The organism is Microcoleus sp. PH2017_12_PCY_D_A (assembly GCF_020738565.1).
In the GTDB taxonomy this organism is placed as follows: domain Bacteria; phylum Cyanobacteriota; class Cyanobacteriia; order Cyanobacteriales; family Microcoleaceae; genus Microcoleus.
Genome location: NZ_JAEQCI010000038.1, coordinates 36,150 through 61,888 on the forward strand (window position 1 = coordinate 36,150; position 25,739 = coordinate 61,888).

General features: G+C 45.6%; 25 protein-coding genes. 13 read left to right on the forward strand and 12 right to left on the reverse strand.

The annotated features are described in order from the left end of the window. Nucleotides 1–17 precede the first annotated feature (17 nt). From JGK39_RS11665 to dnaK, 3 genes are all read right to left on the reverse strand, one after another. Nucleotides 18–1,004 (reverse strand): Rpn family recombination-promoting nuclease/putative transposase, encoded by a 987-nt coding sequence (locus JGK39_RS11665; RefSeq protein WP_293251387.1) that lies wholly within the window; start codon nt 1,002–1,004, stop codon nt 18–20. 64 nt (nt 1,005–1,068) lie between these two features. Further along, nucleotides 1,069–2,136 (reverse strand): DnaJ C-terminal domain-containing protein, encoded by a 1,068-nt coding sequence (locus JGK39_RS11670; RefSeq protein ID WP_293251389.1) that lies wholly within the window; start codon nt 2,134–2,136, stop codon nt 1,069–1,071. A gap of 109 nt (nt 2,137–2,245) precedes the next feature. Continuing rightward, nucleotides 2,246–4,372: a molecular chaperone DnaK gene (gene dnaK / locus JGK39_RS11675; protein WP_293251463.1), complete on the reverse strand. Its 2,127-nt coding sequence runs from the start codon at nt 4,370–4,372 to the stop codon at nt 2,246–2,248. A gap of 273 nt (nt 4,373–4,645) precedes the next feature. Between dnaK and JGK39_RS11680 the strand changes: the two genes are divergently transcribed. From JGK39_RS11680 to JGK39_RS11700, 5 genes are all read left to right on the forward strand, one after another. Next, nucleotides 4,646–5,896 (forward strand): FAD-dependent oxidoreductase, encoded by a 1,251-nt coding sequence (locus JGK39_RS11680; RefSeq protein ID WP_293296514.1) that lies wholly within the window; start codon nt 4,646–4,648, stop codon nt 5,894–5,896. A 71-nt stretch (nt 5,897–5,967) separates the two neighbouring features. Beyond that, nucleotides 5,968–6,207 carry a hypothetical protein gene (locus tag JGK39_RS11685; RefSeq protein ID WP_293296516.1) on the forward strand — a complete coding sequence of 80 codons (240 nt, stop codon included), beginning with the start codon at nt 5,968–5,970 and terminating at the stop codon, nt 6,205–6,207. A gap of 9 nt (nt 6,208–6,216) precedes the next feature. After that, complete coding sequence (locus JGK39_RS11690; protein WP_293296518.1) at nt 6,217–6,516, forward strand: type II toxin-antitoxin system RelE/ParE family toxin; 300 nt, start codon at nt 6,217–6,219, stop codon at nt 6,514–6,516. 63 nt (nt 6,517–6,579) lie between these two features. Next, the gene (locus tag JGK39_RS11695) at nt 6,580–6,834 is read left to right on the forward strand and encodes a hypothetical protein (RefSeq protein WP_293296520.1); all 255 of its coding nucleotides are present in this window, start codon (nt 6,580–6,582) and stop codon (nt 6,832–6,834) included. Between the two features lie 147 nt (nt 6,835–6,981). Then, on the forward strand, nt 6,982–8,025 hold the full coding sequence (locus JGK39_RS11700) for a DUF6745 domain-containing protein (protein ID WP_293296547.1): 1,044 nt from the start codon (nt 6,982–6,984) through the stop codon (nt 8,023–8,025). 197 nt (nt 8,026–8,222) lie between these two features. Here the strand turns inward: JGK39_RS11700 and JGK39_RS11705 are convergent, their stop codons facing one another. Beyond that, nucleotides 8,223–8,861 carry a restriction endonuclease subunit R gene (locus tag JGK39_RS11705; protein ID WP_293296522.1) on the reverse strand — a complete coding sequence of 213 codons (639 nt, stop codon included), beginning with the start codon at nt 8,859–8,861 and terminating at the stop codon, nt 8,223–8,225. A gap of 455 nt (nt 8,862–9,316) precedes the next feature. Between JGK39_RS11705 and pds the strand changes: the two genes are divergently transcribed. Together pds and crtB are read left to right on the forward strand one after the other, a co-directional pair. Beyond that, the gene (gene pds / locus JGK39_RS11710; RefSeq protein WP_293251399.1) at nt 9,317–10,690 is read left to right on the forward strand and encodes a 15-cis-phytoene desaturase; all 1,374 of its coding nucleotides are present in this window, start codon (nt 9,317–9,319) and stop codon (nt 10,688–10,690) included. A 208-nt stretch (nt 10,691–10,898) separates the two neighbouring features. Then, complete coding sequence (gene crtB, locus JGK39_RS11715) at nt 10,899–11,828, forward strand: 15-cis-phytoene synthase CrtB (RefSeq protein ID WP_293251401.1); 930 nt, start codon at nt 10,899–10,901, stop codon at nt 11,826–11,828. A gap of 161 nt (nt 11,829–11,989) precedes the next feature. On the opposite strand, the gene JGK39_RS11720 is transcribed toward crtB, so the two are convergent. Then, entirely contained in the window at nt 11,990–12,463 is a 474-nt protein-coding gene (locus JGK39_RS11720; RefSeq protein ID WP_293251403.1) for a hypothetical protein, read from the reverse strand. Between the two features lie 177 nt (nt 12,464–12,640). Continuing rightward, nucleotides 12,641–15,493 (reverse strand): valine--tRNA ligase, encoded by a 2,853-nt coding sequence (locus JGK39_RS11725; RefSeq protein WP_293251405.1) that lies wholly within the window; start codon nt 15,491–15,493, stop codon nt 12,641–12,643. Between the two features lie 169 nt (nt 15,494–15,662). Between JGK39_RS11725 and JGK39_RS11730 the strand changes: the two genes are divergently transcribed. Both JGK39_RS11730 and JGK39_RS11735 read left to right on the forward strand, forming a co-directional pair. Then, nucleotides 15,663–15,989, forward strand: coding sequence for a hypothetical protein (locus tag JGK39_RS11730; protein ID WP_293296524.1), 327 nt, complete (start codon nt 15,663–15,665; stop codon nt 15,987–15,989). Continuing rightward, the gene (locus tag JGK39_RS11735; RefSeq protein ID WP_293296526.1) at nt 15,982–16,212 is read left to right on the forward strand and encodes a hypothetical protein; all 231 of its coding nucleotides are present in this window, start codon (nt 15,982–15,984) and stop codon (nt 16,210–16,212) included. The genes JGK39_RS11730 and JGK39_RS11735 overlap by 8 nt, the downstream gene beginning before the upstream one ends. A gap of 83 nt (nt 16,213–16,295) precedes the next feature. Here JGK39_RS11735 and JGK39_RS11740 read toward each other — a convergent pair whose 3' ends face one another. Genes JGK39_RS11740 through JGK39_RS11760 form a run of 5 tightly spaced genes read right to left on the reverse strand, consistent with a single transcriptional unit; the run spans nt 16,296 to nt 20,334 of the window. Beyond that, a complete protein-coding gene (locus JGK39_RS11740; RefSeq protein ID WP_293296528.1) occupies nt 16,296–16,970 on the reverse strand; it encodes an ATP-binding cassette domain-containing protein in 675 nt (224 codons plus the stop codon). 19 nt (nt 16,971–16,989) lie between these two features. Beyond that, on the reverse strand, nt 16,990–17,664 hold the full coding sequence (locus JGK39_RS11745) for an amino acid ABC transporter permease (RefSeq protein WP_293197163.1): 675 nt from the start codon (nt 17,662–17,664) through the stop codon (nt 16,990–16,992). A 7-nt stretch (nt 17,665–17,671) separates the two neighbouring features. Next, the gene (locus JGK39_RS11750) at nt 17,672–18,547 is read right to left on the reverse strand and encodes a transporter substrate-binding domain-containing protein (RefSeq protein ID WP_293296529.1); all 876 of its coding nucleotides are present in this window, start codon (nt 18,545–18,547) and stop codon (nt 17,672–17,674) included. Nucleotides 18,548–18,575: 28 nt separating this feature from the next. After that, entirely contained in the window at nt 18,576–19,265 is a 690-nt protein-coding gene (locus JGK39_RS11755; protein WP_293296530.1) for an iron-containing redox enzyme family protein, read from the reverse strand. Between the two features lie 28 nt (nt 19,266–19,293). Then, on the reverse strand, nt 19,294–20,334 hold the full coding sequence (locus JGK39_RS11760; protein WP_293296532.1) for a transporter substrate-binding domain-containing protein: 1,041 nt from the start codon (nt 20,332–20,334) through the stop codon (nt 19,294–19,296). Between the two features lie 938 nt (nt 20,335–21,272). Here JGK39_RS11760 and JGK39_RS11765 point away from each other — a divergent pair. The 4 genes from JGK39_RS11765 to JGK39_RS11780 all read left to right on the forward strand — a co-directional run bounded on the left by JGK39_RS11765 (nt 21,273) and on the right by JGK39_RS11780 (nt 23,661). Further along, the gene (locus JGK39_RS11765) at nt 21,273–21,530 is read left to right on the forward strand and encodes a hypothetical protein (RefSeq protein WP_293296534.1); all 258 of its coding nucleotides are present in this window, start codon (nt 21,273–21,275) and stop codon (nt 21,528–21,530) included. 276 nt (nt 21,531–21,806) lie between these two features. Continuing rightward, nucleotides 21,807–22,415: a hypothetical protein gene (locus JGK39_RS11770; protein WP_293296536.1), complete on the forward strand. Its 609-nt coding sequence runs from the start codon at nt 21,807–21,809 to the stop codon at nt 22,413–22,415. A gap of 101 nt (nt 22,416–22,516) precedes the next feature. Further along, a complete protein-coding gene (locus JGK39_RS11775; protein ID WP_293296538.1) occupies nt 22,517–23,143 on the forward strand; it encodes a hypothetical protein in 627 nt (208 codons plus the stop codon). An 83-nt stretch (nt 23,144–23,226) separates the two neighbouring features. Beyond that, nucleotides 23,227–23,661 (forward strand): DUF2000 family protein, encoded by a 435-nt coding sequence (locus JGK39_RS11780; protein ID WP_293296540.1) that lies wholly within the window; start codon nt 23,227–23,229, stop codon nt 23,659–23,661. 416 nt (nt 23,662–24,077) lie between these two features. Here the strand turns inward: JGK39_RS11780 and JGK39_RS11785 are convergent, their stop codons facing one another. Next, nucleotides 24,078–25,730 carry an FAD-dependent oxidoreductase gene (locus JGK39_RS11785; protein WP_293296541.1) on the reverse strand — a complete coding sequence of 551 codons (1,653 nt, stop codon included), beginning with the start codon at nt 25,728–25,730 and terminating at the stop codon, nt 24,078–24,080. Between the last annotated feature and the right edge of the window lie 9 nt (nt 25,731–25,739).

Below are 25,739 nucleotides of genomic sequence, written 5' to 3' on the forward strand. Positions count from 1 at the left end.
GAGGGCCGCCCTAACGGCTATTGGGCGGCTAAATCTGGTGTTTCCAGCCACGCTGTTAAATCTGAGATTTGGGTGAAATTGAGCAAAGCTTCTCCTAAATCTTCTAATTTGGCGATCGACAATTCCCCGATTTGACTTTGAACTTCGGGAGTGATAGCACCTACCCGACGTTCCAACATACGAACAATCAGTGCTATTTGTCCTACTTTGATTCCTTCTTCTCTGCCTTCTTCTCTGCCTTCTTCTCTGCCTTCTTCTCTGCCTTCTTCTCTGCCTTTTTCTGTTCCTATTCGCACTGCTTTAGATATTGCACCTCGCCGATCTTGGATATAAATCTCCTGTTTTAGCAAGTCACTTAACTCGTCGCGATTCAAAGTAGCTCTACTTGCTATTGCAAATGCTTTATTGATTTCTGGCACAACTTCCATTGTTTGAGGTACTGTGTTTAAGTCTCTGGCTGTTTTGAGAAAATAAAGCCATTTGTCTGTCAAAGTTTCTAACTCCTCAAGACTTTTTTTAAACTTGGGTAACTCAACAAAAACTAATTCGATATCGTAAATAGGATAATCACTTAAAAATTCTACTTCTTTCAGAACAAACCGCGAAGTTACTTTGTCAAAATCCTCAAACATTTCAAAATCAGTGATTGTCAAGGCAATCACTGGATTCAACATTACATATTGATCGGCTGTTTCTAATTGAGTGGAATAAGCTTTTGCTGCATTGTACAAAATTCGCTTTTCAAAAGCCTCTACGTTCAAAACCTGCATCTCGATAATGACAGTTGTGCCGTCATTTAAGTTGGCTCTAATATCTAAGTAAGTATCCTTAAGACCTCGAATTAGGGGCAATGAATAAGGATCGACGATTTCTAAACTTTCGATGGTGGGCTGATTGTCATACAGCAAGGCATTCAAAAAACTAATGAGAATGTCTTTGCTATTTTGAGAGCCAAATATCTTTTTGAAGGCAAAATCAGTTTTAGGATTGATGAATGTAAACATATAGGTAATGGGTAATGGGTAATTTGTTGTTTATTGTTTATTGGTAAGGTGCGCAGTGCGCACCCTACCAATAAACAGACAAATCTTGACGTGGTTTAAAAGACTCAACTTCTCGCAACTTCTCGTACAATTCCCGTTCTTCGTCACTAATTTCCTTGGGAATTAACACCATAATTTCTACTAGCTGATCGCCCCGATCGCCATTGACCGTCGGATAGCCCTTATTCGCCAGCCGCAACCGCTTCCCAGACGTGACTCCAGGCGGCAGTTTCATCTTCACCAAGCCGTCTAGAGTCGGTACTTCAATATCTCCACCAAGCACCGCTTCGCAGGGCGTCAGCGGCAATTCGCAGCAAATATCCGACATTTCTAAGCGGAAAAATGGATGGGGAGAAACGGTGATTTTCAAGTACAAATCGCCGCCGCCAATACCTTGATTTCGCAGGCGAATTCGCTGGCCCGATACCATCGCCCCCGGCATATTTACCTCGATCCACCGCCCGTCATCTAACCGGATGCGCTCGGTACCGCCGGAATAAGCTCTTTCCAAGGGCAGAGTCAGTCTAGCATCAATGTCTCTTCTTATTTCGCGATCGTCCATTTCGCGAGTTTCGCGTCGAATTTCGCGATCGTCCAAATCCCTTCTCTCTTCCCGAGAATTAGCAACATAACTCGTTTTCTTAGAACCCGTATGCCACGGTTCCGAAGCGGGAACTCGCGGTGCATCGTTCTCTGTCGCCATCCTCACTTCCCGGCGCCTTCCGAGCACTTGATCGAGAAATTTATTAAAATCTGAGTAATCGCTAAAATCGATATCTTCGGCAGGTTTTTTGCGGCTATTTTTACTGTTTCCCCAACTTGTAAAATTCGGAAGTTTTACGCCTTGTTTGCCTTGAAATCCCTTTTGTTTCCAGAATTTACTAAACTGGTCGTATTGAGCGCGCTTTTCGACATCGGAAAGAATATCGTAAGCTTCATTAATATCTTTAAACCTATCTTCAGCAGATTTATCCCCCGGATTCACGTCAGGGTGCAACTGTCTCGCGAGTCGTCGATAGGCTTTTTTTATCTCGTCAGCCGTAGCATCTCTGGGTACTCCCAGTATTTGATAGTAATTACGAAAGTTTTGCATTATTAGTCATTAGTCATTAGTTATTAGTCATTAGTCATCAGCTATCAGTCATTAGTCATTAGTCATCCTGCTTATACTTTCAAACTAAAGACTAATGACTAATGATTAATTACAGCCAATCGTCGTCATCATCCCAGTCGTCGCTTTGATTTTGATAGGGGCGAGTCGGGCGGTTACTGTTGGTTCTGCGATCGGGTGTGCGATCGTAGGAGCGATCGCGATCGTAGGAGCGATCGCGATCTGGCATCCGATCGCGATCGTAAGAGCGATCGTAAGGGCGATCGGGAATTGGATCGACAGTCGATCGCCTGTACGGCCTAGCATTTTGATAATAGCTATTGTCATCGCTGCGTCGCTTGTTACCGTCGCCCGTAAAAGTCCGCTTCACAGACTCAAAGAAATCATCATCATCGTCATCCTGAGCAAAGGCTGCAACTTCCCGGCTCAAATCATAAAGAGCATCCTGCAAATCCGAGCCAACTTGGTCAACTCCGCGCTCATCCTTGCGTTCCAAACTATCTCGCAATTCCCGAATTAACGTTTCAATGCGCTGTCGGCTTCTTTGAGCAAACTGCATTCCGCGATCGAGGGCAACCTCCCGCAACTGCCGCTCAGCTTGATAAGCCAAAGCCTCAGCGCGATTGCGTTTTTCCACCCTTTCCCGCTGCAACTTATCAGCTTGAGCAAACTGTTCCGCATCGCGAATCATTTGATTCACTTCCTGCTGGCTCAGCGTCGAAGCACCTTGCACAGTAATGCTTTGTTCCCTGCCCGTTGTTTTGTCCAAAGCAGTCACCAACAGCATCCCGTTAGCATCAATATCAAAAGCCACTTGTACCTGCGGAATCCCTCGCGGTGCCGGCGGAATTCCAGTTAATTTAAACCGTCCCAAAGACTTATTATCCTTGCCTAATTCCCGTTCCCCTTGGATCACGTGAAGTTCTACCACAGTTTGGTTGTTTTCAGCAGTCGAAAAAATGTCCGATCGCCTAACAGGAATAGTAGTATTCCTCGGAATCAGTTTTTTCATCACCCCGCCGATCGTTTCCAAACCCAGCGACAGCGGCGTCACATCCAACAGCAGCACGTCCCGGACATCCCCGCCCAAAATCCCCGCCTGAATAGCAGCACCCACCGCCACAACCTCATCGGGATTCACATTTTGATTCGGTTCTTTATCAATCAAACTGCGAACAATTTGCTGCACCAAAGGAATGCGAGTCGAACCGCCGACCAACACAACTTCATCAATCCGATAAGGACTCATATTGGCATCAGCCAAAGCTTGTTTCACCGGACGGCGCATCCGCTGCACCAAATCGCTGCACAGCCCCTCAAATTGACCGCGAGTCAAGCGCGTTTCCAAATGCAAAGGCCCATCTTCATTCGCATCGATAAACGGTAAATTAATCTCGGTGACGCCAACTCCCGAAAGCTCAATCTTCGCTTTTTCTGCCGCTTCAATCAAGCGCTGCAAAGCTTGGCGGTTTTTTCGCAAATCCACGCCTTCTTTCTCTAAGAATTGTTCAGCCAACCAATCAACAATTTTAGAGTCAAAATCATTACCACCCAACTGAGTATCGCCGCTAGTTGCCTTAACTTCAAATACTCCATCTCCAACATCTAAGATAGATACATCAAAAGTACCGCCGCCCAAATCAAAAACTAAGATTGTTTGACTTTCTCGTCTTTCCAAACCGTAGGCCAAAGAAGCCGCCGTCGGTTCATTTAAAATCCGTTTAACATCAAGTCCGGCAATTCTGCCAGCATCCCGCGTCGCCTGTCGCTGCGAATCGTTAAAATAAGCAGGAACAGTAATTACAGCCCCCGTGACTTCTTGTCCGAGGTAGCGGCTGGCTTCATCGGCCAACTTCCGCAACACCATCGCCGAAATTTCCTCTGGGGCGAAATCTTTTTTCAGGCGGGGACATTTGATTTTGATGTTTCCGTTGTCGTCGCGGCGAGTTGTGTAAGGGACGCGCTTTGCTTCTGGAGTCAGTTCGGTATACTTGCGTCCGATGTACCGCTTGACAGCGTAAAAGGTGTTTTGGGGGTTGAGAACAGTTTGGCGTCTGGCCATCTGTCCGACAAGGCGTTCTCCTTCTTTTGTGAAAGCCACCACCGAAGGAGTTGTCCGCATCCCTTCTGCGCTGGCAATCACAACCGGTTTGCCGCCTTCCATGACGGCTACTACTGAGTTTGTCGTTCCGAGGTCAATGCCAACTACTTTTCCCATACGTCCGTTGTCTCCTGTGGCGTTGTGTGTAGCTTTTTCAATATAAGCGTTAAGTTCGATCGCATTTATTGTACCGCGTCGAGCCACGGGGCTGCGGGGGGTTCTCTCACTCGCGGCCCAAACGGTTCGATCGTTTGGACTTGGGTCCGTAACAGCCTGCGGACTGAAGTCCAAACGATCGAACGATCGCACAGGATATAACTCCCATTCTCTAACAAAGCCATACAATGTAAGTAATTAGCAAACTTATTCATCAAGCGGGAGCAGAAACATATGGCTGTCAACTCGGTTGAGAATTCAGAATTCACTACAACTCATTCTGTCATTGACTCGCAGGAAACAAGCTGCTGCATAGTAGGAGGCGGGCCCGCTGGCGCTGTTTTAGCATTGCTTTTAGTGCGGAAAAACATTCCCGTAATGCTGCTAGAAGTACACAAAGATTTCGATCGAGAATTTCGCGGCGATACCCTGCATCCATCAGTAATGGAAATTATGGAGCAATTGGGACTAGCCGACAAATTACTGGAATTGCCCCATACAAAAATGCGCCGCCTCACCATCCAAGCTGGGGGAAATACTGCGGCCCTCGTTGATTTGAGCAGCCTGAAAACCAAATACCCTTACATTACGATTCTTCCCCAAGTTAAGTTTCTGGAATTCATCACCGCCGAAGCCCAGCGCTACCCCAATTTTGGGCTAGTAATGGGAGCTAACGTCCAAGAAATAATTGTAGAAAATGGGGCAGTGTGCGGAATTCGCTATCGCGGACATGGGGGATGTCATGAAGTGCGATCGGTCCTGACTGTCGGTGCCGACGGTCGCTTTTCCCGCCTGCGCCAATTAGCAGGTTTTGAACCGATAAAAACTTCCCCGCCGATGGACGTTCTGTGGTTCCGTTTGCCGCGCCATCCGGGCGATGCCAAAGATTTAGGGGTGGTAGGGCGAGCTGCCGGAGGTCATTTATTAGTGGTTATTGACCGCTTGGATTACTGGCAGCTAGGTTATGTAATTCTCAAAGGCAGCTATCAGAAATTGCGCGATTCAGGCATAGAAAATTTGCAAAAATCCGTTGCCCAATTAGCACCGGAATTTGCAGATAGAGTCGAGCTAATCAAAGATTGGTCGCAAATATCATTTCTATCAGTAGAATCGAGCCGTCTTCCCCGCTGGTACCGTCCCGGATTGCTGTTAATTGGGGATGCCGCCCATGTCATGTCACCCATAGGCGGTGTGGGAATTAACTATGCCATTCAAGATGCTGTCGTTGCGGCTAACGTACTCAGTACGTCCCTGAAAAATCATAGCTTGCACCTGTGGGATTTGGCAGAGGTGCAGCGACAGCGGGAATGGCCGACGCGCATTATTCAAGGATTTCAGTCCTTGATGCAAGAGCAAATTATTAAAGGAGCGTTGGATACTAATAGACAGTTTACACCTCCAGCGTTCTTGCAGTTGCCTATTTTGCGAAATATCCCAGCGCGATTAATTGCTTTTGGCCCCACCCGGGTGCGCGTGGAAGAGTAATGAGATACACCAATCCCCATCAATCAGAGACTATAATAGAAAACAAATATAGCTAAAACTGGTCAGAAAAAATGACGAGGCTCAAAGAAATATTAAAATCAGTTGAATTTGTGGTGGATGGTAACGGCAAAAAGAAAGCCGCACAGTTGAGCATATCAGCTTGGGAAGCTTTGCTGGACTGGATCGAAGATCGGGAAGACGAACAGATTTTTAAAACGGCAATGGATCAATTGCAAAAAGTCGGTGGTAGTCCAGAAAAGGCGGGTTGGCTTGATTGGGAAGCCGTTAAAGATGAATGGGATGAAGATTGAGGTTATTAGATGTATCGAGTTCGGCTATTGGCATCTGCTCACGAGGAGAGGCGAAACTTACCAGGAGTTATTCGCCAGCGAATTAAGACAATAATTGAGGCGCTGGGTGAAAATCCACGTCCTGACAACAGCATTATGCTTCGGTTTTATGCAAACGCGAATTGGGAACCCAGGCGAATTAGAGTTGATTTGTGGAGAATCATTTACGCTGTTGATGATGAATTTCAACAAATCGCGGTCTTGGCTATCAGGAAGCGTCCGCCTTATGATTATGACGATGTGCTTGATTTGTTAGCTGAGTTGGAATGATTATTCCAAAGCTGACGCCTGAACAAGATTAAATTTCACGACAAACTTAAGGAGGCAAGAGTTATGCAAAGTATTAAAGTGCGATCGCGAGTTGGTTCCGACGGGATGTTGCATTTGCAAATCCCCGGTGGTATCAAAGATACAGATTTGGAAGTTATTGTAGTTTTCCAGCCCGTAGCACCAGCAACTGAGGCTAAAACACCGGAAGATTTAGGCTGGCCGCCCGGTTTTTTTGAGAGAACTTTAGGATGTTTTCGCGATGAGCCTTTAGTGCGTGGAGAACAGGGAGAATATGAAGAACGAGAGGAATTGTTGTGATTTATTTGTAAGTTTAGCGACTGGAAAACTAGGGAGCGATCGCACTTAAAAATATGCAATTGCGCTCGTCGTAGCTTTCAACTATAATTTTACAAAGCAATGACTGAATTGCTGCGTGCAGGGGTCGATCGAATTGAGAGAAGAACGATGATTGAAACACTTACTCCCGAACAAGAAGATTTAATGGAAGTTTATGATGTAAAGTGGAGGCAAATCATGTACTCCACTGAGCCGATCGATCGCGACAAATCAGCAGAAGCAGTTAAACAAGCTTACCTCGCAATTGACGAAAAAGAACCGGAAATTCTTTTTTGTGGCAGCCCCTACGAAGCTGCTAATCTTGTTATTGGCTGCGAATCACTTCCTCAGTTATACGAGGAATTCGGAGTCAACCTTTTTAAGCAATTTGCAGAGCAACTGTACAATGAAACTTGGGAAAATATAAGCGAACAGCTTTCAGATGAGTTATCTGGCACGTTTTACCCGGAAGCATGGAATAACTTTTCTGATATTTTTAAGAAACTATTAGAAACAAGTATTGGTCATGTAGAATTTTTCAGTGACGAAGAAAATTATGCGCCTCTAGATTCTATAGTATGGGCAGAATTTGCGGCAGATTGTGACTTCTGCTTTTCCGTATTAAAGTGTAAACACAACCCCATAAAGTGGCAAGCACTTCAATCTTTTACAACGCAATGCGGCTGGATTTTTCCCTATGAAAAAATTTGTATTGTGTGCGATCGCCCCCGCATCCTATCTTTCGACTCCCAACACCGCCTCCACGCCGAAGGAGGGCCCGCAATTCAATTTGCCGACGGATACAGCATCTACTCCTATCACGGCGTCACCTTACCCGAAAAATACGGAAAACTGCACCCCCGCGAATGGCAGCCTCAATGGCTTTTAGAAGAAGAAAACGCCGAACTGCGGCGAGTGCTAATTCAAGGAATTGGATACGATCGCATAGCCCGCGAATTAGCAGCAGTTGAATTAGATACTTGGCAGGAATACACCTTATTAAAAATTGATACAAACTTTGACGTAGAGCCAATTTATCTGTTAAAGATGACTTGTCCCAGCACCGGATTTATTCACGCTTTGCGAGTGCCGCCGGATATTAACTCAGCACGGGAAGCAATTCGCTGGACTAATTGGGGAGTCGATCCAGAAGAGTTTTCAGTACAAACTTGAATGGCAAAAATTCGATGGTTACTATTGGTGGCAAAGAAACCGGGTTTTTTTCCGAATCAGTCGGTGACAGCGAAAGATTGTCGGAAAAAACCCGGTTTCTGACCCGCAGTTGCGCGGCCGAGAAACCGGGTTTTTTACCGAGTTTGTGGGTGAAAACCAAAGATTTTCGTAAAAAAACCCGGTTTCTGATTCCCCCACTAAACCAGATTACCAACACTCAACTCACCGAGGCGCTTTAAAATACTCAATACCGCGTACAAATCGTTTCCCGGATTGAACATAGAAAACCAGCGAGAAAAAGCGTACTGCGGTGTTTCCCCCTTAACTAACTTGACAAACAAAAAATTAGAACCATTCGTTAACAAGCCGTAAGCAGGTCGATCGCCCGTCACGCTAGCTAACATATAAGCCAATAACTGCGGAATCCCTACCTCCAAAGAAAACGCCGCTTTTTTAGATTCGATAACTACTACCCACAACTCCCGACACAAAGCCAAAACATCCAACTGTCCCCTCACAAGTAGTCCTTCATCTTCGTCAATAATTTCAACAGATTTTTCCGAAGAGACGTGAAAAGGTTCGAGATAAAAATCTGCCAAATCCAAAAACGGAGACAGCACCACCATTTTGACTGTATTTTCTAGAAGTGGCGGATGTTTGAGCAAATTCCTGTAACTTGCTTTCACTCTGTCCAGCCGCTGTTTTTCATAAGCGCTAATTTCTGGCAGATCGTCTTGCCACTCGCGAAAGAACCGATCGTCCTCAACCCACTCTATTTTGAATTGGCTTTCCAAATCTGTCAGCGCGACATTTCTAGCTTGAATTGTTTGTACCATAAACTTAACTAAATTATTAAATTTGCTTTTTATTTATGATAGCAAAGCTTGCTAAATTTTTCTCAAATACTTGAAGTATTCAGTCTTTTAAAACAGGACATTGCTGACTGCTGAATAACGATATTGCCCGCAGTTCCCTGAGTCCGGCAGGGGTTTAAACCCCTGCCTCAAAGCAAAAGTCCTCTCAAAGAGGACTGAGGACTAATACATTTTTCAGTCCTCTTTGAGAGGACTTGCCCTATGAGACAGGGACTTTCAGTCCCTGGCGGGCTTTCGGGTAATAAACTCTTGAGTCCTCTTTGAGAGGACTTGCGCTATGAGACAGGGACTTTCAGTCCCTGTCGGACTCGGGCCCAACACCAACGGACACAACCACATCCCCAGACATTTCGTGGAAAATGTAACGAGTTGTAACGTATAATTAAGGCGAAGCGAACAGAGGGCAGTAGTATTAAATGCGAGTTGCGATCGCCGGAGCCGGCCTAGCAGGGTTATCCTGTGCAAAATATCTCACCGATGCGGGTCATACCCCCATCCTCCTAGAAAGTCGGGACGTACTCGGCGGTAAAGTCGCCGCCTGGAAAGATGCAGACGGCGACTGGTACGAAACCGGCCTCCACATCTTCTTCGGTGCATACCCCAATATGCTGCAACTCTTCAAAGAACTCGACATTGAAGACAGGCTGCAATGGAAAGAGCACTCGATGATTTTCAATCAGCCAGAAACCCCCGGAACTTATTCCAGGTTTGACTTTCCCAATATTCCCGCCCCCTTCAACGGTCTTGTGGCTATCCTCAGAAACAACGATATGCTCACCTGGGCTGAAAAAATCAGTTTCGGCATCGGTTTGGTTCCGGCGATACTTCAAGGCCAGAAATACGTCGAAGAAATGGACAAATACTCGTTTTCCGACTGGCTGAAAAAGCAAAATGTCCCCCCCAGAGTCGAAAAAGAAGTATTCATCGCCATGTCCAAGGCGCTGAATTTTATCGACCCCCACGAAATATCTGCAACCATTCTGCTGACAGCCCTCAACCGCTTCTTGCAAGAGACAAAAGGCTCGAAAATGGCCTTTTTAGACGGTTCCCCTACGGAGAGGTTGTGTCAGCCGATGGTAGACTACATAACTGAACGCGGTGGCGAAGTCCGGCTGAATGCACCCATCAGAGAGTTTTTGCTCGAAGATGACAACACGGTGCGCGGTTTCCAGATTGGTGGCGTCAAGGGAGCACAGTCAGAAGTTCTGACGGCAGATCTTTACGTTTCGGCGATGCCGGTTGACCCGCTGAAGTTGATGATGCCGAAACCTTGGGGCGAAATGGATTATTTCAAAAAGCTCGAAGGTTTGGAGGGAGTACCGGTGATTAATGTACACTTGTGGTTCGATCGCAAGCTCACAGATATCGACCACTTGCTGTTCTCGCGATCGCCCTTGCTAAGCGTTTACGCCGACATGAGCAACACCTGCCGGGAATATGCCAACCCCGACAAATCCATGCTGGAACTCGTACTCGCACCCGCCAAAGACTGGATCGGCAAATCTGACGCAGATATCGTCGCAGCCACAATGGCCGAGTTAGAAAAACTCTTTCCCGACCAAATCCCAGAACCCGCAAAACTACTCAAATATCACGTAGTCAAAACCCCACGTTCCGTCTACAAAGCCACTCCAGGCCGCCAAGAGTGCCGTCCCACCCAAACAACTCCGATTAGAAATTTCTATCTAACGGGGGATTATACAATGCAGCGTTATCTTGCGAGTATGGAAGGTGCGGTGCTTTCTGGTAAGCTGACAGCGCAGGCTATTTCAACGGCCAATAAAAAATGAAAAATTAAGAATTTTTCATAAAGACTGGGACAGACGCACGGACGACCGGAAACCGGGTTTTTAGCCAAAATATTTGCTTAGAACCCTCAATCTCGGTTCAAAAACCCAGTTTCTTTGTTCAGATGCGTAAGTCCTCAAGACGTAAAAGAATCTCCCGTTTTCTAAACGGGGGAATGTCAGTTCTAATCTTTAAATTTCTTATTCTCGGATGCTGCAACTGTCAAAACTCCAGTGCATGAGAACTCTGGCCTCTTTGGATGAATCCTACGAACTGTGCCGCCAAATCACAGCGAGTTATGCCAAAAATTTTTATTTAGGCACTCAACTCATGCCCGAAGCCAAGCGTCGGGCAATCTGGGCGATTTACGTCTGGTGCCGCCGCACCGACGAACTCGTAGACGGGCCTGGTTCTGAGGCTACGACCCCTGAAACGCTAAATTTGTGGGAAAAACGCCTAGAATCTGTGTTTGCGGGCCATCCCCACGATGATTATGACGTGGCTTTGGTGGATACGCTGTCTCGTTTCCCGATCGACATTCAACCGTTTCGCGAAATGATTGCGGGCCAGCAAATGGACTTGTACCGCAGCCGTTACGAAACTTTTGAAGAGCTCAATCTTTACTGTTACCGAGTAGCCGGCACTGTCGGGATGATGTCAATGTCTGTCATGGGCGTAGACGAATCCAACTCCGCTGCTAACTGGAATTGGCACTGGGGGAATAGAATTCCCAAAGAAGAAGCCATATCTCTCGGTATTGCCAAGCAGTTAACTAACATTCTGCGCGATGTGGGAGAAGACGCCCGCCGCGGCCGCATTTACATTCCCCTAGAAGACTTAGCCTTGTTTAACTACACTGAGGAAGACTTATTCAACGGTGTAATTGACAACCGCTGGCGGGAATTGATGCGCTTTCAAATTCAGCGAGCTCGCAAATTGTACGCCAGCGCGGAACCGGGAATTAAAGTGCTCAGTCCCGATATCCGCTGGACAGTTTGGGCTGCGACAATGCTGTACAGTAAGATATTAAATGCGATCGAACGCAATCAGTACGATGTGTTTCAGAAGCGGGCTTATGTTACCAATTCTCAGAAACTGCTGTGTCTCCCCGCCGCTTGGTTGAAGTCAAAAGTGCTTTAGCAGCGGGCAATTTGGCTGGCGATTCAGCAACGGGTAAGGGGTATTTGTGAGGTTACAAACTATATCATGTCCAGCAAATTACCCGTAATAAAGGTGTTTGATCGTTCGGACTTTAGTCCTCTGATTTTATGACGACTAAAGTCCGAACGATCAAACCAATTTTATTCCGGTAGTTGTGGTGAATTTTTCAATTGGGCGATCGTACTTTCCAGCAATTCCTTTTCCTGCTGGAGTTTTGCCTCTAAATTTTGAATTTGTTCCCGGCGGGCTTCAACTTCGATCGATCGGCGAGACAACTCTTGACTTTGCAAAGTGAGAGACTGCCGCCACCCTTCCGCCTTCTGGGCTTCTTGCTGCAAAAAATCGGGAGTAAAGCCCGTTGTTAAATACTTCTGAACTAATTCTAGCACCCAGTTTGTAGCTGATTGAATGTGCAAAACCTTGCTATTTTCGCCAAGATGTGCTAAGACTAGCATCCCTTCATTTAAAACATTTCGATCGAAATCTGGCGGTAGCGTCAAAACAGTTTCTTGAAAAAGCATAGCCCAAGTATCATCAGAATTTTGACAAGCCAGCAATTGCAGACTTATCTCACCTGAAATTTCCTTCTTTTGTACTTGGGCTAAATATAACATGGGGGTAATTGGTAATTGATAATTGGTAATTGGTAATTGGTAATTTCGGCAATAACCTCAGAAACCGGGTTTCTTTCGAGATTTATCGTGACTAAACACAAAATTTCGTAGAAACCCGGTTTCTCACCCCACCCGCGACTAATGACTAATGACTAATGACTAATGACTAATTACTCCTTAAAACAACTTTAGCCGATCGCGCAAAATCTCAGCTTGTTTTTCGGATTCAGCCAAAGCATCCCTCGCCCCCTGAACCACATCAGGAGTAGCCTTATCCACAAACTTCTGATTAGTCAAACGCGCCGCCGTATGCTTAATTTCAGCTTCCACCTTAGCCAGCTTCTTCTCCAACTTACCGCGCAAAGCCACCAAATCGACCACACCAGCCAGAGGAATCAAGACTTGGACAGTACCGACAACCCCAGCAATTGACCCCCCCTTATCAAGGGTTGGTTCTGCATCTAAACTAGCTGTCACCGTCAGATTTTCGACTTTAGCCAAATCCTGAATGTAAACGCCTCCATCCAAGAGAATTTGGCGTTCTTTTTCATTGTCGCTTTGCAAAATCACCGTCACCTTCACACTCGGTTTGATATCCGAATCCGCCCGCAAATTGCGAATAGTGCGAATTGTCCCGAACAACAACTCAAACTGCTGTTCTAATTCAGGATTTATCAGCGATGGTTCTGGTTCAGGATAAGCTTGCAAAGCCAGACATTCATCCTCGCCCGTTTGAGTCAGAGTGTGCCAAATCTCCTCAGTAATGTGCGGCATAAAAGGATGCAGCAATTTCAGAATTCCTTCCAACACAAAAGCAAAAGTTTGCTGTGCAACTTTCTTAGAATTGGGTTCAGCATCTTGTTGTAAGCGAGACTTGACTAACTCAATATACCAGTCGCAAAAATCGCCCCAAATAAACTCGTAAAGTCCCTTCGCCGCTTCCCCCAAACCGTAATTTTCTAAACAAGTGCGACTTTGTTGTACAACTTGATAATAGCGAGAAAGAATCCAGCGATCGCTAAGGTTTGTAGTAAGGTTCGTAGTAAGGACTTCAGTCCTCTCCCCCTGCGGACTAAAGTCCTCACTACGAACCTGGTTTGTAGTAAGGACTTCAGTCCTCTCCCCCTGCGGACTAAAGTCCTCACTACGAACCTGAGTGAGAGGTTTACCCAACTGCTGAGGAGTTTGTCCTTCCAGATTCATCATCACAAACCGGGCCGCATTCCACAACTTATTAGTGAAATTCCGCGAAGTCTCGACTGATTTAGATTCATCAGTTTTGCGATCGTACTCCATGCGAATATTCTGCCCGGCCCCAATCACTTCCTTAACCAAAGTGTAGCGCAAAGCATCAGTCCCGTACTTGCCAATCAACAGCAGCGGGTCAATACCGTTATTTTTACTCTTAGACATTTTGTGACCATTTTCATCCAACACCAAACCGTGAATGTAAACAGTCTCAAAAGGCATCTTTCCAGTAAAATGTCCTGCCATCATCGTCATTCTCGCAACCCAGAAAAAGATGATATCAAAACCCGTAACCAAAGTAGTTGTCGGATAGTAAAAATCCAAATCCTTAGTTTCGTCCGGCCAGCCCAAAGTTGAGAAAGGCCACAACCCCGAGGAAAACCAAGTATCCAATACATCTGGATCTCTTGCTAGCTGGACATCCTCACCAAATTTAGCAGTAGCTTTTTCCCTAGCTTCAGCTTCAGTTTTCGCCACCACAAACGGCGTTGTATCAGTAATTTCGCCGTGAGTTTCGCTAACAGCATACCAAGCCGGGATTTGGTGTCCCCACCACAATTGTCGGGAAATACACCAATCTTTCAGCTTCACCAACCAATCGCGATAAACCTTTGTCCATCTCTCAGGAACAAAGACAGGTGAATTGTTTTGATCTAAGGCTTCCAAAGCGCGCCCAGAAAGCGGTTCTATCTTCACAAACCATTGCGTAGATAGCAACGGTTCGACGGGAACTTTGCCGCGTTCGCTGTAGGGAACTGTATGTTTGTAATCTTCAATTTTAACTAAGACGCCGTCTATTTCTAAACGTTTTACGACATTCTTTCGGGCAACAAATCGGTCTTGTCCTTGGAACTCTCCGGCATTTTCATTTAAAGTGCCGTCCTTGTTCATGATGTTGATAAACGGCAAATTGTGGCGCTTACCCATCTCGAAGTCATTCGGATCGTGGGCGGGAGTCACCTTGACACAGCCTGTTCCAAAAGTCGCGTCAACTAATTCATCGGCAAAAATTGGAATTTCGCGATCGACAATTGGCAAAGTGACAGTTTTACCGATAAGATGCTTGTAGCGATCGTCCTCTGGATTCACCGCAACGCCAGTATCGCCCAGCATCGTCTCCGGCCGAGTCGTCGCCACCTCCAAATAACCAGAACCATCCGTCAAAGGATAGCGGAAATGCCACAAATGGCCCTCAACTTCCTGCTGGTCAACCTCCAAATCCGACACAGCAGACTGACTCGCCGGACACCAATTCACCAAGTAATTGCCGCGATAAATCAGCCCCTCATCGTAGAGGCGGACAAAGGCTTCTAAAACCGCAGCGGATAAGCCTTCATCCATCGTAAAGCGTTCCCGCGACCAATCAACAGACACGCCCAAACTGCGTAATTGATTAGTAATAGTATTGCCAGACTCAGCTTTCCATTCCCAAGCCCGTTCTAGGAATTTTTCTCTACCTAAATCGTGGCGAGTTTTGCCTTGTGCTTTGAGTTGTTTTTCGAGAATAGTTTGAACTGCGATACTAGCATGATCCGTTCCCGGCAACCACAGGGTATTGCGTCCAGTCATGCGGTGATAGCGGACGAGGACATCAATTAGGGTTTCTTCAAAGGCGTGTCCCATGTGGAGGCTGCCGGTCACGTTGGGCGGCGGAATGACGACGCAGTAGGGTTCGCCGCCTGCTTCTGGATCGGCTTTGAAGGTTTGGTTGTCTTCCCAGTATTTTTGCCACTTGGTTTCGGTGGCTTTGGGGTCGTATTGGGGCGGTAGGTTTGCGGTCATGGTGGCTTCAGGGTTTGATCTTATTTATGATTGTGCCACAGAAGGGAGGAGAAGAGTTTTGAACTGCATCAGTGCCAGAGAAAGCAGAGGGAAGAGCGATATTCAAGGCGGGGCGGGTTTACGTTAAAATGAAGGTAAAATTAACAGGTCTGATGGCATTATGAATGTAGTGGCACTTCGACATCAAATCGATCGAGCCATCGATCGACTTTCTCCAGAACATCTGGCATTGGTTGCGAGTTTTATAGAGTTTCTAAGCCAAAAGCAACATCAGGGGGTAATCATTTCGCAAAATAATCTGCCAGAGGTTTTCTCAGCAGAAATCCAAGAGATGCCTGCTGCTAATTCTTTTAGTATTTCAGAACCCTCAGAAATTGACGGGGAGGGCGAATCTAAAGCAGCGCTTCTACAAGATTTTCGGCAAGCTTGGCACGAAGCCATGAGTGGGCAAACCATTCCGGTTGCTCAAATGTGGGAAGGAATTGAGAATGACTGACTTGCCCTTAATTCAAGTTATAGTTTCGCCAACCTTCAATCGCAATTTACGCACTCTTGCAAAAAAATACCGCAGCATTCGCAATGATATTCAACCCATTATCGAACAACTCATAGGGGGAGAACTGCCAGGAGATCGAATTGCTGGAGTGGGTTATGCAGTCTTCAAGTTGAGAGTCCGAAATAGCGACACTCACATATTTTCCGAGTTCAAAGATGCTTGAATAATGTAGTCTTTAATTTCTGGCTCTCTCTCAAAAATTTCTGTCATTATGCTTTGACTCAATTCGCTTTCTCCAACTAATCCCTAATTATATTTCTCTTTGAGCCAGGTGCGATCGCCAAAACGCAGAACATAAGACCAGATCGCAGAAGGTAGCTCGGAATGCGTCACCCAAATGACAGATGTACCTGCTTCAATAATTTTTTCAACAATGCCTACAACTTTATAAGCTGTTTCAGGATCTAAATTTGCTGTAATTTCATCGAGTAGCAGGAGTTGAGGAGAGTGTACCAGCGCACGGGCAAATGCTGCCCGTTGCCGTTGTCCTCCTGATAGTTGATTGGGGTACTCATTCGCTTTATCTTCAATCCCAAGCTGGGCTAGCTGATGCTTGGCAACCTCATCTGCTAGCTTTTTACGTTTACCGTTACGCAACCAAAGGGGTAGTGCTACGTTTTCTAGAACAGTCATGTGCGACCAGAGGTATAGTTGTTGAAAAACCATGCCAATTTCTAGCCGACTGTTCGCACGATCGAGATGACCTGCTTGGGAAACGACTCTTTCATTGAAGATAATTCGACCTCGATCGATCGCTTCGAGCAACGCAATGCAGCGCAACAGGGTAGTTTTCCCGCAGCCACTTTTGCCTTGAATCAGCATACTCTCACCTTTTTCTAGCGAGAAGCTGACATTCTCTAGAATATTGGCATTATTAAACCGTTTGCCCAGATTTTCGATGCTTAGGAATGAACTTTGCATTGTAGGATTGAGAGCTTGCTTATATTGTCTCCGTACCACCCAGTTCTTTGACTTGCTGTACCCGTCTTAGTAGGAGGTTGAGGGGAACAACGGTAGCGATGAACATCACGGCAACCGTTGAATAAATCTCGATCGGGCGGTAGGTTTGAGCGATGATTGAATTGGCGGTATGAAGGATTTCTGGTACGGCAATGACCGATGCCAGGGTGGAGAATTTGTAGGTAGTGATGTACTGTCCCATGAGGGGCAGCCAGGATTTGCGAAAAACTTGGGGAATCAGGATATAGCGAATCGTTTCTAAGCGAGTCATTCCCGTGCAATAGGCAACCTCAATTTCTCCGGGCGGGATGGAGTTAATCCCACCCCGGATGATATCTGCAACAAAGGCAGCGAGGCTCAAACCTAGCCCCAACACGGCACAGCTTTGCCCGTCCAGGATAAAGCCGGGGATGAGTAGAGGCAGACTGTAGTAAAGCCAAACGAGTAGGACTAAGGCGGGGAGTGCGAGGAAAAGTTCGATGAAGAATTTGGCGAACCCAGAAATGAGTCGGGAGGATGTGAGGGAAAGCACCCCGACTAACACGCCGACGATCGTTCCAAGAGCAATACTACCAAGACTAATCCCGATCGTGGTTAGTAAGGCAAAGCATAGGGGTAAAAGGTTATTCCAGATGATGGAAAAGTTCCAGTTCATTGATGAATTACGATTTAGTAAATTCCCAGACTTTTTTAATGTGGAGCCAGTTTGCGCCTGCTTTTTGTTCCCACTCCCGGAGGCGACCTTGGTAATCCAGGGATTCCAGGCTGCTGTTGAGGAAGTTCAACATTTCAGTGTCGCCCTTACGCACTGCCCAGGAGACAGGAGTGAGATTGTAGGGGGCTTTGGCAAAAAGGTCTTTGACTTGGGGGTTGGCTTTGGCGAATTGGGAGGTCACGTAGGCATCACCGAGGGCAATATTGGCGCGACCTGCCACAACAGCTTGGAAGGCAAGGGATTGGTCGCCACCAGAGAAGCGGGTGATTTTGGCTTTCTTGAAGTTGGCTTTGGCATATTCGTCGCCTGCTTCGCCTTGGGTGACAGCAACGGTGACTCCGGGTTGGTCGATGCTTTCCAGGGTTGTGAAGCGGGTTTCGTCGGCTTTAGTGATGGCGCTGTTGCCTGCGTAGAAGAGGGGATTGGTGAAGTAGACGGATAAGGCTCTGGGGACGGTGACGAAGGTGGGGACGATCGAAACATCAAACCGACGGGAGTCCAGCCCGGTAGCAAAGCCCGACCAGTCGGTTTCGATGAATTCGGGAGTCCAGTTGTTGAGCCGCGCAATTTCTTTGATGGTATCCACTAAATGCCCGCCCAATTCTCCAGTGGTTTGGTTTTTGGTGATGGTTGGCGGAAAGACGAGATAGGCGACTTTGATTTTGCTACTGGCTGCGATTTGCCCCAAGGTTGACGTGCTGGTGGTATTTGGACTGGTTTGTTGTGCAGAATTTTTTGTGCATGAAGCCAAGCTGACCAAGAAGACTATTGCTAGTGAAATGGCGATCGTAAACCAGCGATTTCTAAGTGTTTTAATGCCCATTGCGTTCCTCCAAAAAAAATCAAAAGTTTTAAACACAGCAATCGGTTGTTTGTTCTTGTAAGTGCGCTATTAATCCACGCCACATTTCGGTTTGTGTCTGAAAAACAAATTCTTTTGCCCGATTGAAGGCACTTTCTCCACCTTCTTGTTTTCTAAGCCAAGCTACAACATCTTCAAACATTTCAAAGTGGTTGGCGACAGCATGAAGCTGAAAGAAACGTAGCCCTTGCTGTGAGACATCTGCTTGTTTCACAACCCGTAGTAGTAGTTGGTAGTCGGGGATGTCAAAAGCTTCATAGATTGCGATAGTAAACAGGGCTTCTGCAACGGGCGCTTGCCGACAGTAGGTTTGCAGCGCCCGATTAAACAGGGAGGCAAATGCAGGTTCCTTTAGAGAATCTTCTTCCCGAGCGCCAACGGAAGCTAAAAAATCTCGGTACAACTGGTTGTGGCTCTGCCCACTTTTTCCGCCCAATTCTTCGTACAGATTTTTCGCTATTCCCTCCCACAAAAATTCATTGGTGCAGCACCGCTCACCCACAATAAAGTTGAGGTGGCAGAAGTCATAGCGGATAAAGTGAAAAGCTTCAGCAAATTGCTTTAAGCCCTCAATATTACTTGTAATATCACACAGAGATTTTTCCACCGCCAATTCTTTGAGAATTCGTTCTTCGTCATTAATTATTTGTTCTGCTAACAGACTAAATGAAATTTTCACAATTTGACTAGCTCCTTGCACTGATGATTTATGAAACTTGATTAACCAACTTCAAAACAGCATTAACAGAGGCGGTTAATTGTTCTTCATTTGGGTGAAAAGCAAATGCTGGATACAATTCCAAATCCTTCACACATCTTATGTTGAGAACTTGCCAGTTATTCTCATCAGCTACACTTTTACAAAGAACGTGGTCAGAGCATAGAATAGGAATCACATCACTTTCCTTGGACTCAAAGGCTTTCATATAACTAAAAGCTTTTGCTTTGTCTGCAAATGCCTCTCGCTCGTAAGAATTACCGAGCATACTGACTACCCAATCTCCGATCTCATTTTCTATGTAAACCAACCGAACACGTTTATGTGGTAAATCTTCTAGAAAGTCTGCATCAATTTCTATTGGTAGAGTAACTGCGGTCAGTTTAAGTTTTCCCCCTGAATACCACGGATCAGATAAGCGGTAATCAAAAAATCTGCCTGGTGCAGCCAGCATGAAAGGGGCAATCCCATGAACTTTACGTTCAGCAATTGCAAGAGGCATTTCTTGCCAAGTTAAGTATTGCCATTCTGTGTCTATCCCAAGCAAATCACCTACTCTTTCAGCGCAGTCAATGGCAATACCAATAGGCTTTTCTCCATACCTTTCCGGAGGCTCTGCCCAATTTGGATAAACAAGAGTGTACCCAAGTTTCCATGAGCGATTATGAGCTATTTCTTGCCAGCTAGAATCAACTCCCTTTCCCCGAATACTGGCGCTGTAGCCTGCCGCTTCAAGCAGTTCATTCAACAAGCCATCAATCGTATCAGAAACTGGAAAGGGATTATGAGGAAGATTCTGATAGACTTCATCTAAGCGACGACCTAAAAATACTGCAATACGATTAACAATTGCTTTTGACGGAACGTTTTCGCCCCTCGCCCACCGATAGAACTGAGCTTCTCCAACCTGGATTTCAGCCATAAATTGCTGCTTTGTCCAGTTTGCTTTGGTAAGATAGCCTTCCACAACCTGAACAAATTTCGACTGGGACGCGGTATCTTCAGAACGAGTGCGTTTTGGGCGTGCCATTGAGATTATTTACCCTCCTTTTTTTTCTGAAACCAATACACTCGCAATAAAGCTGACTTGCTGCGAGGTGCTAGTTGTCCTGCTTGCACTTCAGAGGTCAAGCTTGGGTCGTTGCGGCTAGCTGTGTGCTAAGCCCACAAGAGTTTACACCATATAGCTAGCCTTTGAGCGTAGCAACTGTAAGTTTTGACGATCTTGATAAGACAGATTCATTTGCCATCTGCCCCAATCCTAACAGACATATGCTCGATCGTCATGAGTGGATGCCGTACCTAAGATAATTAAACATACTCATTTTGCAAAATCCGGAAAGCGTGAAACGATAGTCTTATTTGGCATAATAATTAGACCTCTCCAGAAAAGCCAGTCAAAGGCAGGTATCCTGTCTGCCCCACAAGAATTATTGGAGAGTCTATTGACAAAAGGCTTGGAAAACCAACCTCGCTCGATTAACTCACCCGACAAGTGCGTGAAAGCAACACAAGGCAAAAGACTTATGACTTAGACTAGAGCCTGGTAGGAAAACTGGGTCATCATAATATGCATCATTAGTGCAGGACTTACGCACTGTAACGTTGCTGCAAGGGTTTGAGATTCTTCGCTAAGCCTCAGAATGACATCATTACGTTGTTAGTGCGTAAGTCCTGTAGTAGTATCTATGGGATTGACGCTCTGTTCATGTCATTGAAAGATGGTTATAACTATCTTAGATTGCAAAAATATTTTACAATAAGTCTTGACAACTCTGGATGGCAGTGCTAAGATAGGTATACGAGAAGCGTTCCCCGCCTACGCAAAAAGTGAGGTTGTGCCCTATGGAGATAACGCCATGTCAGTTCCTACAACTCATTCTTGACCGCCTAAGCAGGTGGGAAGAAGGAGATATACGGTCAGCCACGATTCACGTTCATCCCTGCAAGGGAAAAGCGCAAGTCCAAATGACCTGGAACGATAATAAATTGGAACTCTGCCCCAAGGCTCTTGCTCAATGTCGTATTCCCCATCACTCAGCAATGGTCGAAGTCAAACAGTGCATCATCCACGCATTGCAGACCATCATCGATGCAGAAGGCTTTGGCAAGGTCATCATCACCCCTTGGAGGAAAGTGGAGTCCAAGACTGGCGCGATCCATTTCAACGTCGAATGTATTTTCTCACGCCGTATTAAGGTAGCGCTGGCGGGCCATTCTACCTAGCACAAGCGATCTGACTAGCAACTTGATTTAGAGCAATTCTCTAAAAAGGTTCTGGTTGGCACATTCAATATCTGTTGGCATACAAGGCTGACGTTTTCGGTGACTAACTCTGTCACCAAAAATGTCAGCCTTTTGATGTTTATAGGCTCATTTCTATGAAATTTACACAAGTAAAAATGCCTCAATCGATTCGCGATCCTCCTGTAAAGATCCACGATTTTACTGTTTGTTTTGTCTGATGTACTGCCCCTAATCGATTAAACAAAGGAGAAAACCATGTCCGTGTTACTTTTTGTCTCTGCCCCTGTTGAAGTTGTCCAATCCACAACCGAAACTTCAGCCCAAGACAGTGAAGATGGTGTAGGCGTAGCTATTGATAATGAAGGTGGCATTCGAGAACAACTTGCCAAAATTGGGGGAAACCTGCCTCCCGTCATGTATGTGCTGATTCAGGAATTCATCACTTGGCTAACGGGTAAACCCTACTGGGGACAACAGCCCCTCTTGAAAGTCGGTCGCATTTACCAATTGATCGCCGCACTTTTGTCACTGTTCAGCGGAATTACAGCCAGTTTCATCATTCTGCAATCTTCTCCATTTTTCTTTCCTTTGCTGATTTTTTCTTGGGCATATACAGTGGGTGGTGCTCGTAAAATTCAGGCAACGATCTGCCATCGTTGCGTACACTACGAATTTTTTGGGGACTATCGTGATAAATGGCTTGCAGAAGTTTTATCAACGATGCTGATCGTTCAAGATTTTGCAGGCTATTACCACGATCATATCAAACTTCACCACCATGTAAAGAAGTTTGCCAGTTTTGAACATGACCCTGATGCCCAGTTCCTCTACTTGTTAGGTTTTCGTCCTGGTTCAGAGTCCTAATTCAATCGAAGGAATGTCTATCAGAAAAGGTAGGTATTCCCGAAAATCCTGTAGTTGTGAAGGTTACGTGTATCTTCTATCTTTTAGGAGGACTGTCGAAAATGAAACTCATCCTTAATCCATCGCCTACCATCGATACCCGCCCATACTGGAAACACCTATGGCGAACAGCAATTTCGCCTCGATTCCATTGGTTATTTCTAGAAGCTCGTTTTAAAGCCAACTTCATGAACGAGTCAATCTATCGTCGGATAATTACTATCCTATTCATCATATTTCTCATAGCTGGCGCCATCCTCACCCAATCATTCTTCAAGTTTGTGCTAGCAATCATCTTTCCTCTAACTTTTCTGTATCACATTGCATCGCTTTTGCAATTTCTATCGGAGCACAAGTGGGGAAGCACTCATAACAAGACAACCAAAAGTCATGGTCGATTTTGCGGTGTAACTCCTCCTACCGATTCTTCGCCTTGGGCTTGGTGCTATTGGATCATCAAAATGCTGGGACACTTCCTAGTACGTGTCGCTGTCTTATCTGGAGAAATGCCAGAACATGATTGGCACCATAAAAGTCCCAAAACCCAAAAAGAATGGGCAAATGGCACCTATGCCCGTCAACGCGAAGTTGAAGCAGGCAAGGATTATATCGATTTCTGGGGCATCGGTCAGGCAATTGAACATGTCTTTCAAGGACTAGCAAAAGTTGATTGTAATTCTGATTCATAAACTTCTTAATCAGTCAGCAGAAATATCTATCTGCTGGTTGATTAGGTGACTTATCCCAATCCACAAAAAAAGAAGAATCAATCATGTTGTATCAAGATAATGATTACAAAACTATTGCAGTTGTTAATCCGAACATCAATTCCCCCCAACTAATGAACGCTTTGGGACATGCGACCGCAGGGTTAGTGTCCAAAATTGGTGGTTCAGAGGATTTACAGTTTCTCAAGTACGAATTCCAGGAAAGCTGGAGCGATCCATCACACATTAGTCAATATCCGTACATCATTCTGAAAGCAAAGAATAATAACCAACTCAAAACACTGCATCAAGCTCTCAATGAAGCAGGTATTGTCCATAATGCTTTCACTCACAGCATGTTGGGATCTTCAGCCGAAGAACAGATGTCAAATACCAAAAGCACCAGGATGGATGATATGACGTATATGGCGATCGTGATGTTCGGCAAAACAGAAACTCTCACTTCATTTACCCGCAAATTCTCATTGTTTAATGGCTGATAATCTTTTTGGGATTGACCTGTGGCGGCGATCGCTCTTTAATTAGGTCTTGCTGAATATATCCATCGCTCCTGCTCTTGGTTGGCGATCGATTATTCAGCAAGCACTAATTAAGGTCGATCTTCCGGACACGATATAAGTCCTGTATGTGCTGCCAGCTAAAATAGGCATGGAACGGATTATTGCTAGATTGGAGAACTTATAATGATAACAGCGGTGGATGAGAAATCTGCAAAACGCATTGGTGAATTTAGAGAAGCAAGGTTACAGAAAAAAGAAGTTTCAGGGGTTTGAATTGAGCAAGCAAAGAAAAAGCGATCGCCCTTTATAACAAAAAGTGCGATCGCTCTTAATTAGTTTACAAAATTTCCTATTCCCAGCGAATATTTCGCTCGTCCCCTACTACTTCCTTAGATCTATTTCACCTCTTTATAATCCACCCCATAACTCGTATCTCTCCCCGACAAATACGTAGTTTTCCCCGTTAAAGTCTCCAAAGTTTCCCTTGTTTTACTCGAGGTAATCGTATTCAGCGGCACTCCCAACTTGCTAGCCAAACCCGCCGCCACGCCCACGCCTTGTCCTTGATAAATATTCACCGTCGCAATTCGCCCGACTGATACGGCCATCCCGACATAGCCGGACGATCGCCCTACAATAGCCAAATTACTCACCTTACTCGCCAAAGCGCTCTCTATCCCAAAATTATAGGTCGGCAGCGGCGGAATTCTCGATTCCAAATCCTTGACTCCGCCCCGCAAGTCGAAATCGTAGGAAAAACTGCCGATCGACTTTTCTGGATCTGTGCCCCCTTTAATAATCTCTTTCCCACTTAGCGGCGCCACCACATCGCGGACATTCAAAGTTTGTCTGATATAAATCTCTTCCGGGATAAACACTCTCACATCTTTACCCGACTTCTTTTGCAGCCATTCTTGGAGGTGTGACATTTCTTTCACCATCTCAGGAGTCGGTTTTCTGCCGTTAGCTTCCATCTTCATCAATTCGTCAACTTGGTATTTAAACAAAAACCCGTTCCACGACAGCGAATTATCTTTATAAACGCACACATTGGCTTTGTCAAAGAAGAATCCTTTATCTTGAGTAAAGGGCAAATTTCTATCTACGTGATAGGCCGCCCCTAGGGCTACGCTTCTGATATTGTAACCGTCTCGATAGGCCTGATAAATCGGACTCAAAAAATTCCTCATCCAGAATTCTGTACTTGCCGGATCTTTATATTTGGTAATGCTTGCTTTAATCTTGTCTACTAAAGGAGTGTTGTAGAGAATGTCATCTTCTATTTTGCCGAAGTCTGCCATCGTTAGCCCAGTAATTGTCGGCACTACAGATACTGCTAAAGTTTCATTTTTTGATTTGATGTTTTGCGATTCATATCCTGTATAATAAGATAATCCGGCTTTTCTTGCCAGTTCCGCGTCTTGAGTTACGTCAATAAAAGAGTTAGCTTGAATTTTGATATTGCTCTCTTTAACTTCGGCATATTCTATCTTTTGATCGACTACGTGAGGAGTCAGAGTTGAGTGGGAAATAAGTTTAACTCCGGCTTCCGAAAGCATCTCTCTAAGAGCTTTGTCAGCGGTTTTTGGTTCCAAGCAAGATTCGGGTACATTCGCTTTGTCTAAGAATTCCCGGAAACATTGGGCGTAGGGTTGGCGGTACCAGTCGGGGATTTTATCTAAATCGACGTAACCTAAGCCGCCGCGGGTGAGTACGCCGCCCAAAAGAGCAGTTGCGTAGTTCGATCGCACGATCGCAACTTTGCCCTTTTCACCTAATGTCTTTTTTGCCCATATAGCCGCACATATCCCCGGCACTTCATCGCCATATACTACTACATCAAACTTTTGATCTGGTGATTTGTGGGGTTCTGCGGCGGGCGTGTTGCTGGATTTGTGTCGCAGAGTTTCGGTGTCTGATGTGGCGCTGGCTGGGTTTCTGTGTGTGATGTTATTGGCAGCTTGTTGGAAGTGCCCAGAGTCAACTAAAATTTTTACGGCTGCGAAGAAGATTGCGATCGAAGCTAATTTCTTGAAAGTAAAGGGCATTTAGTTGAC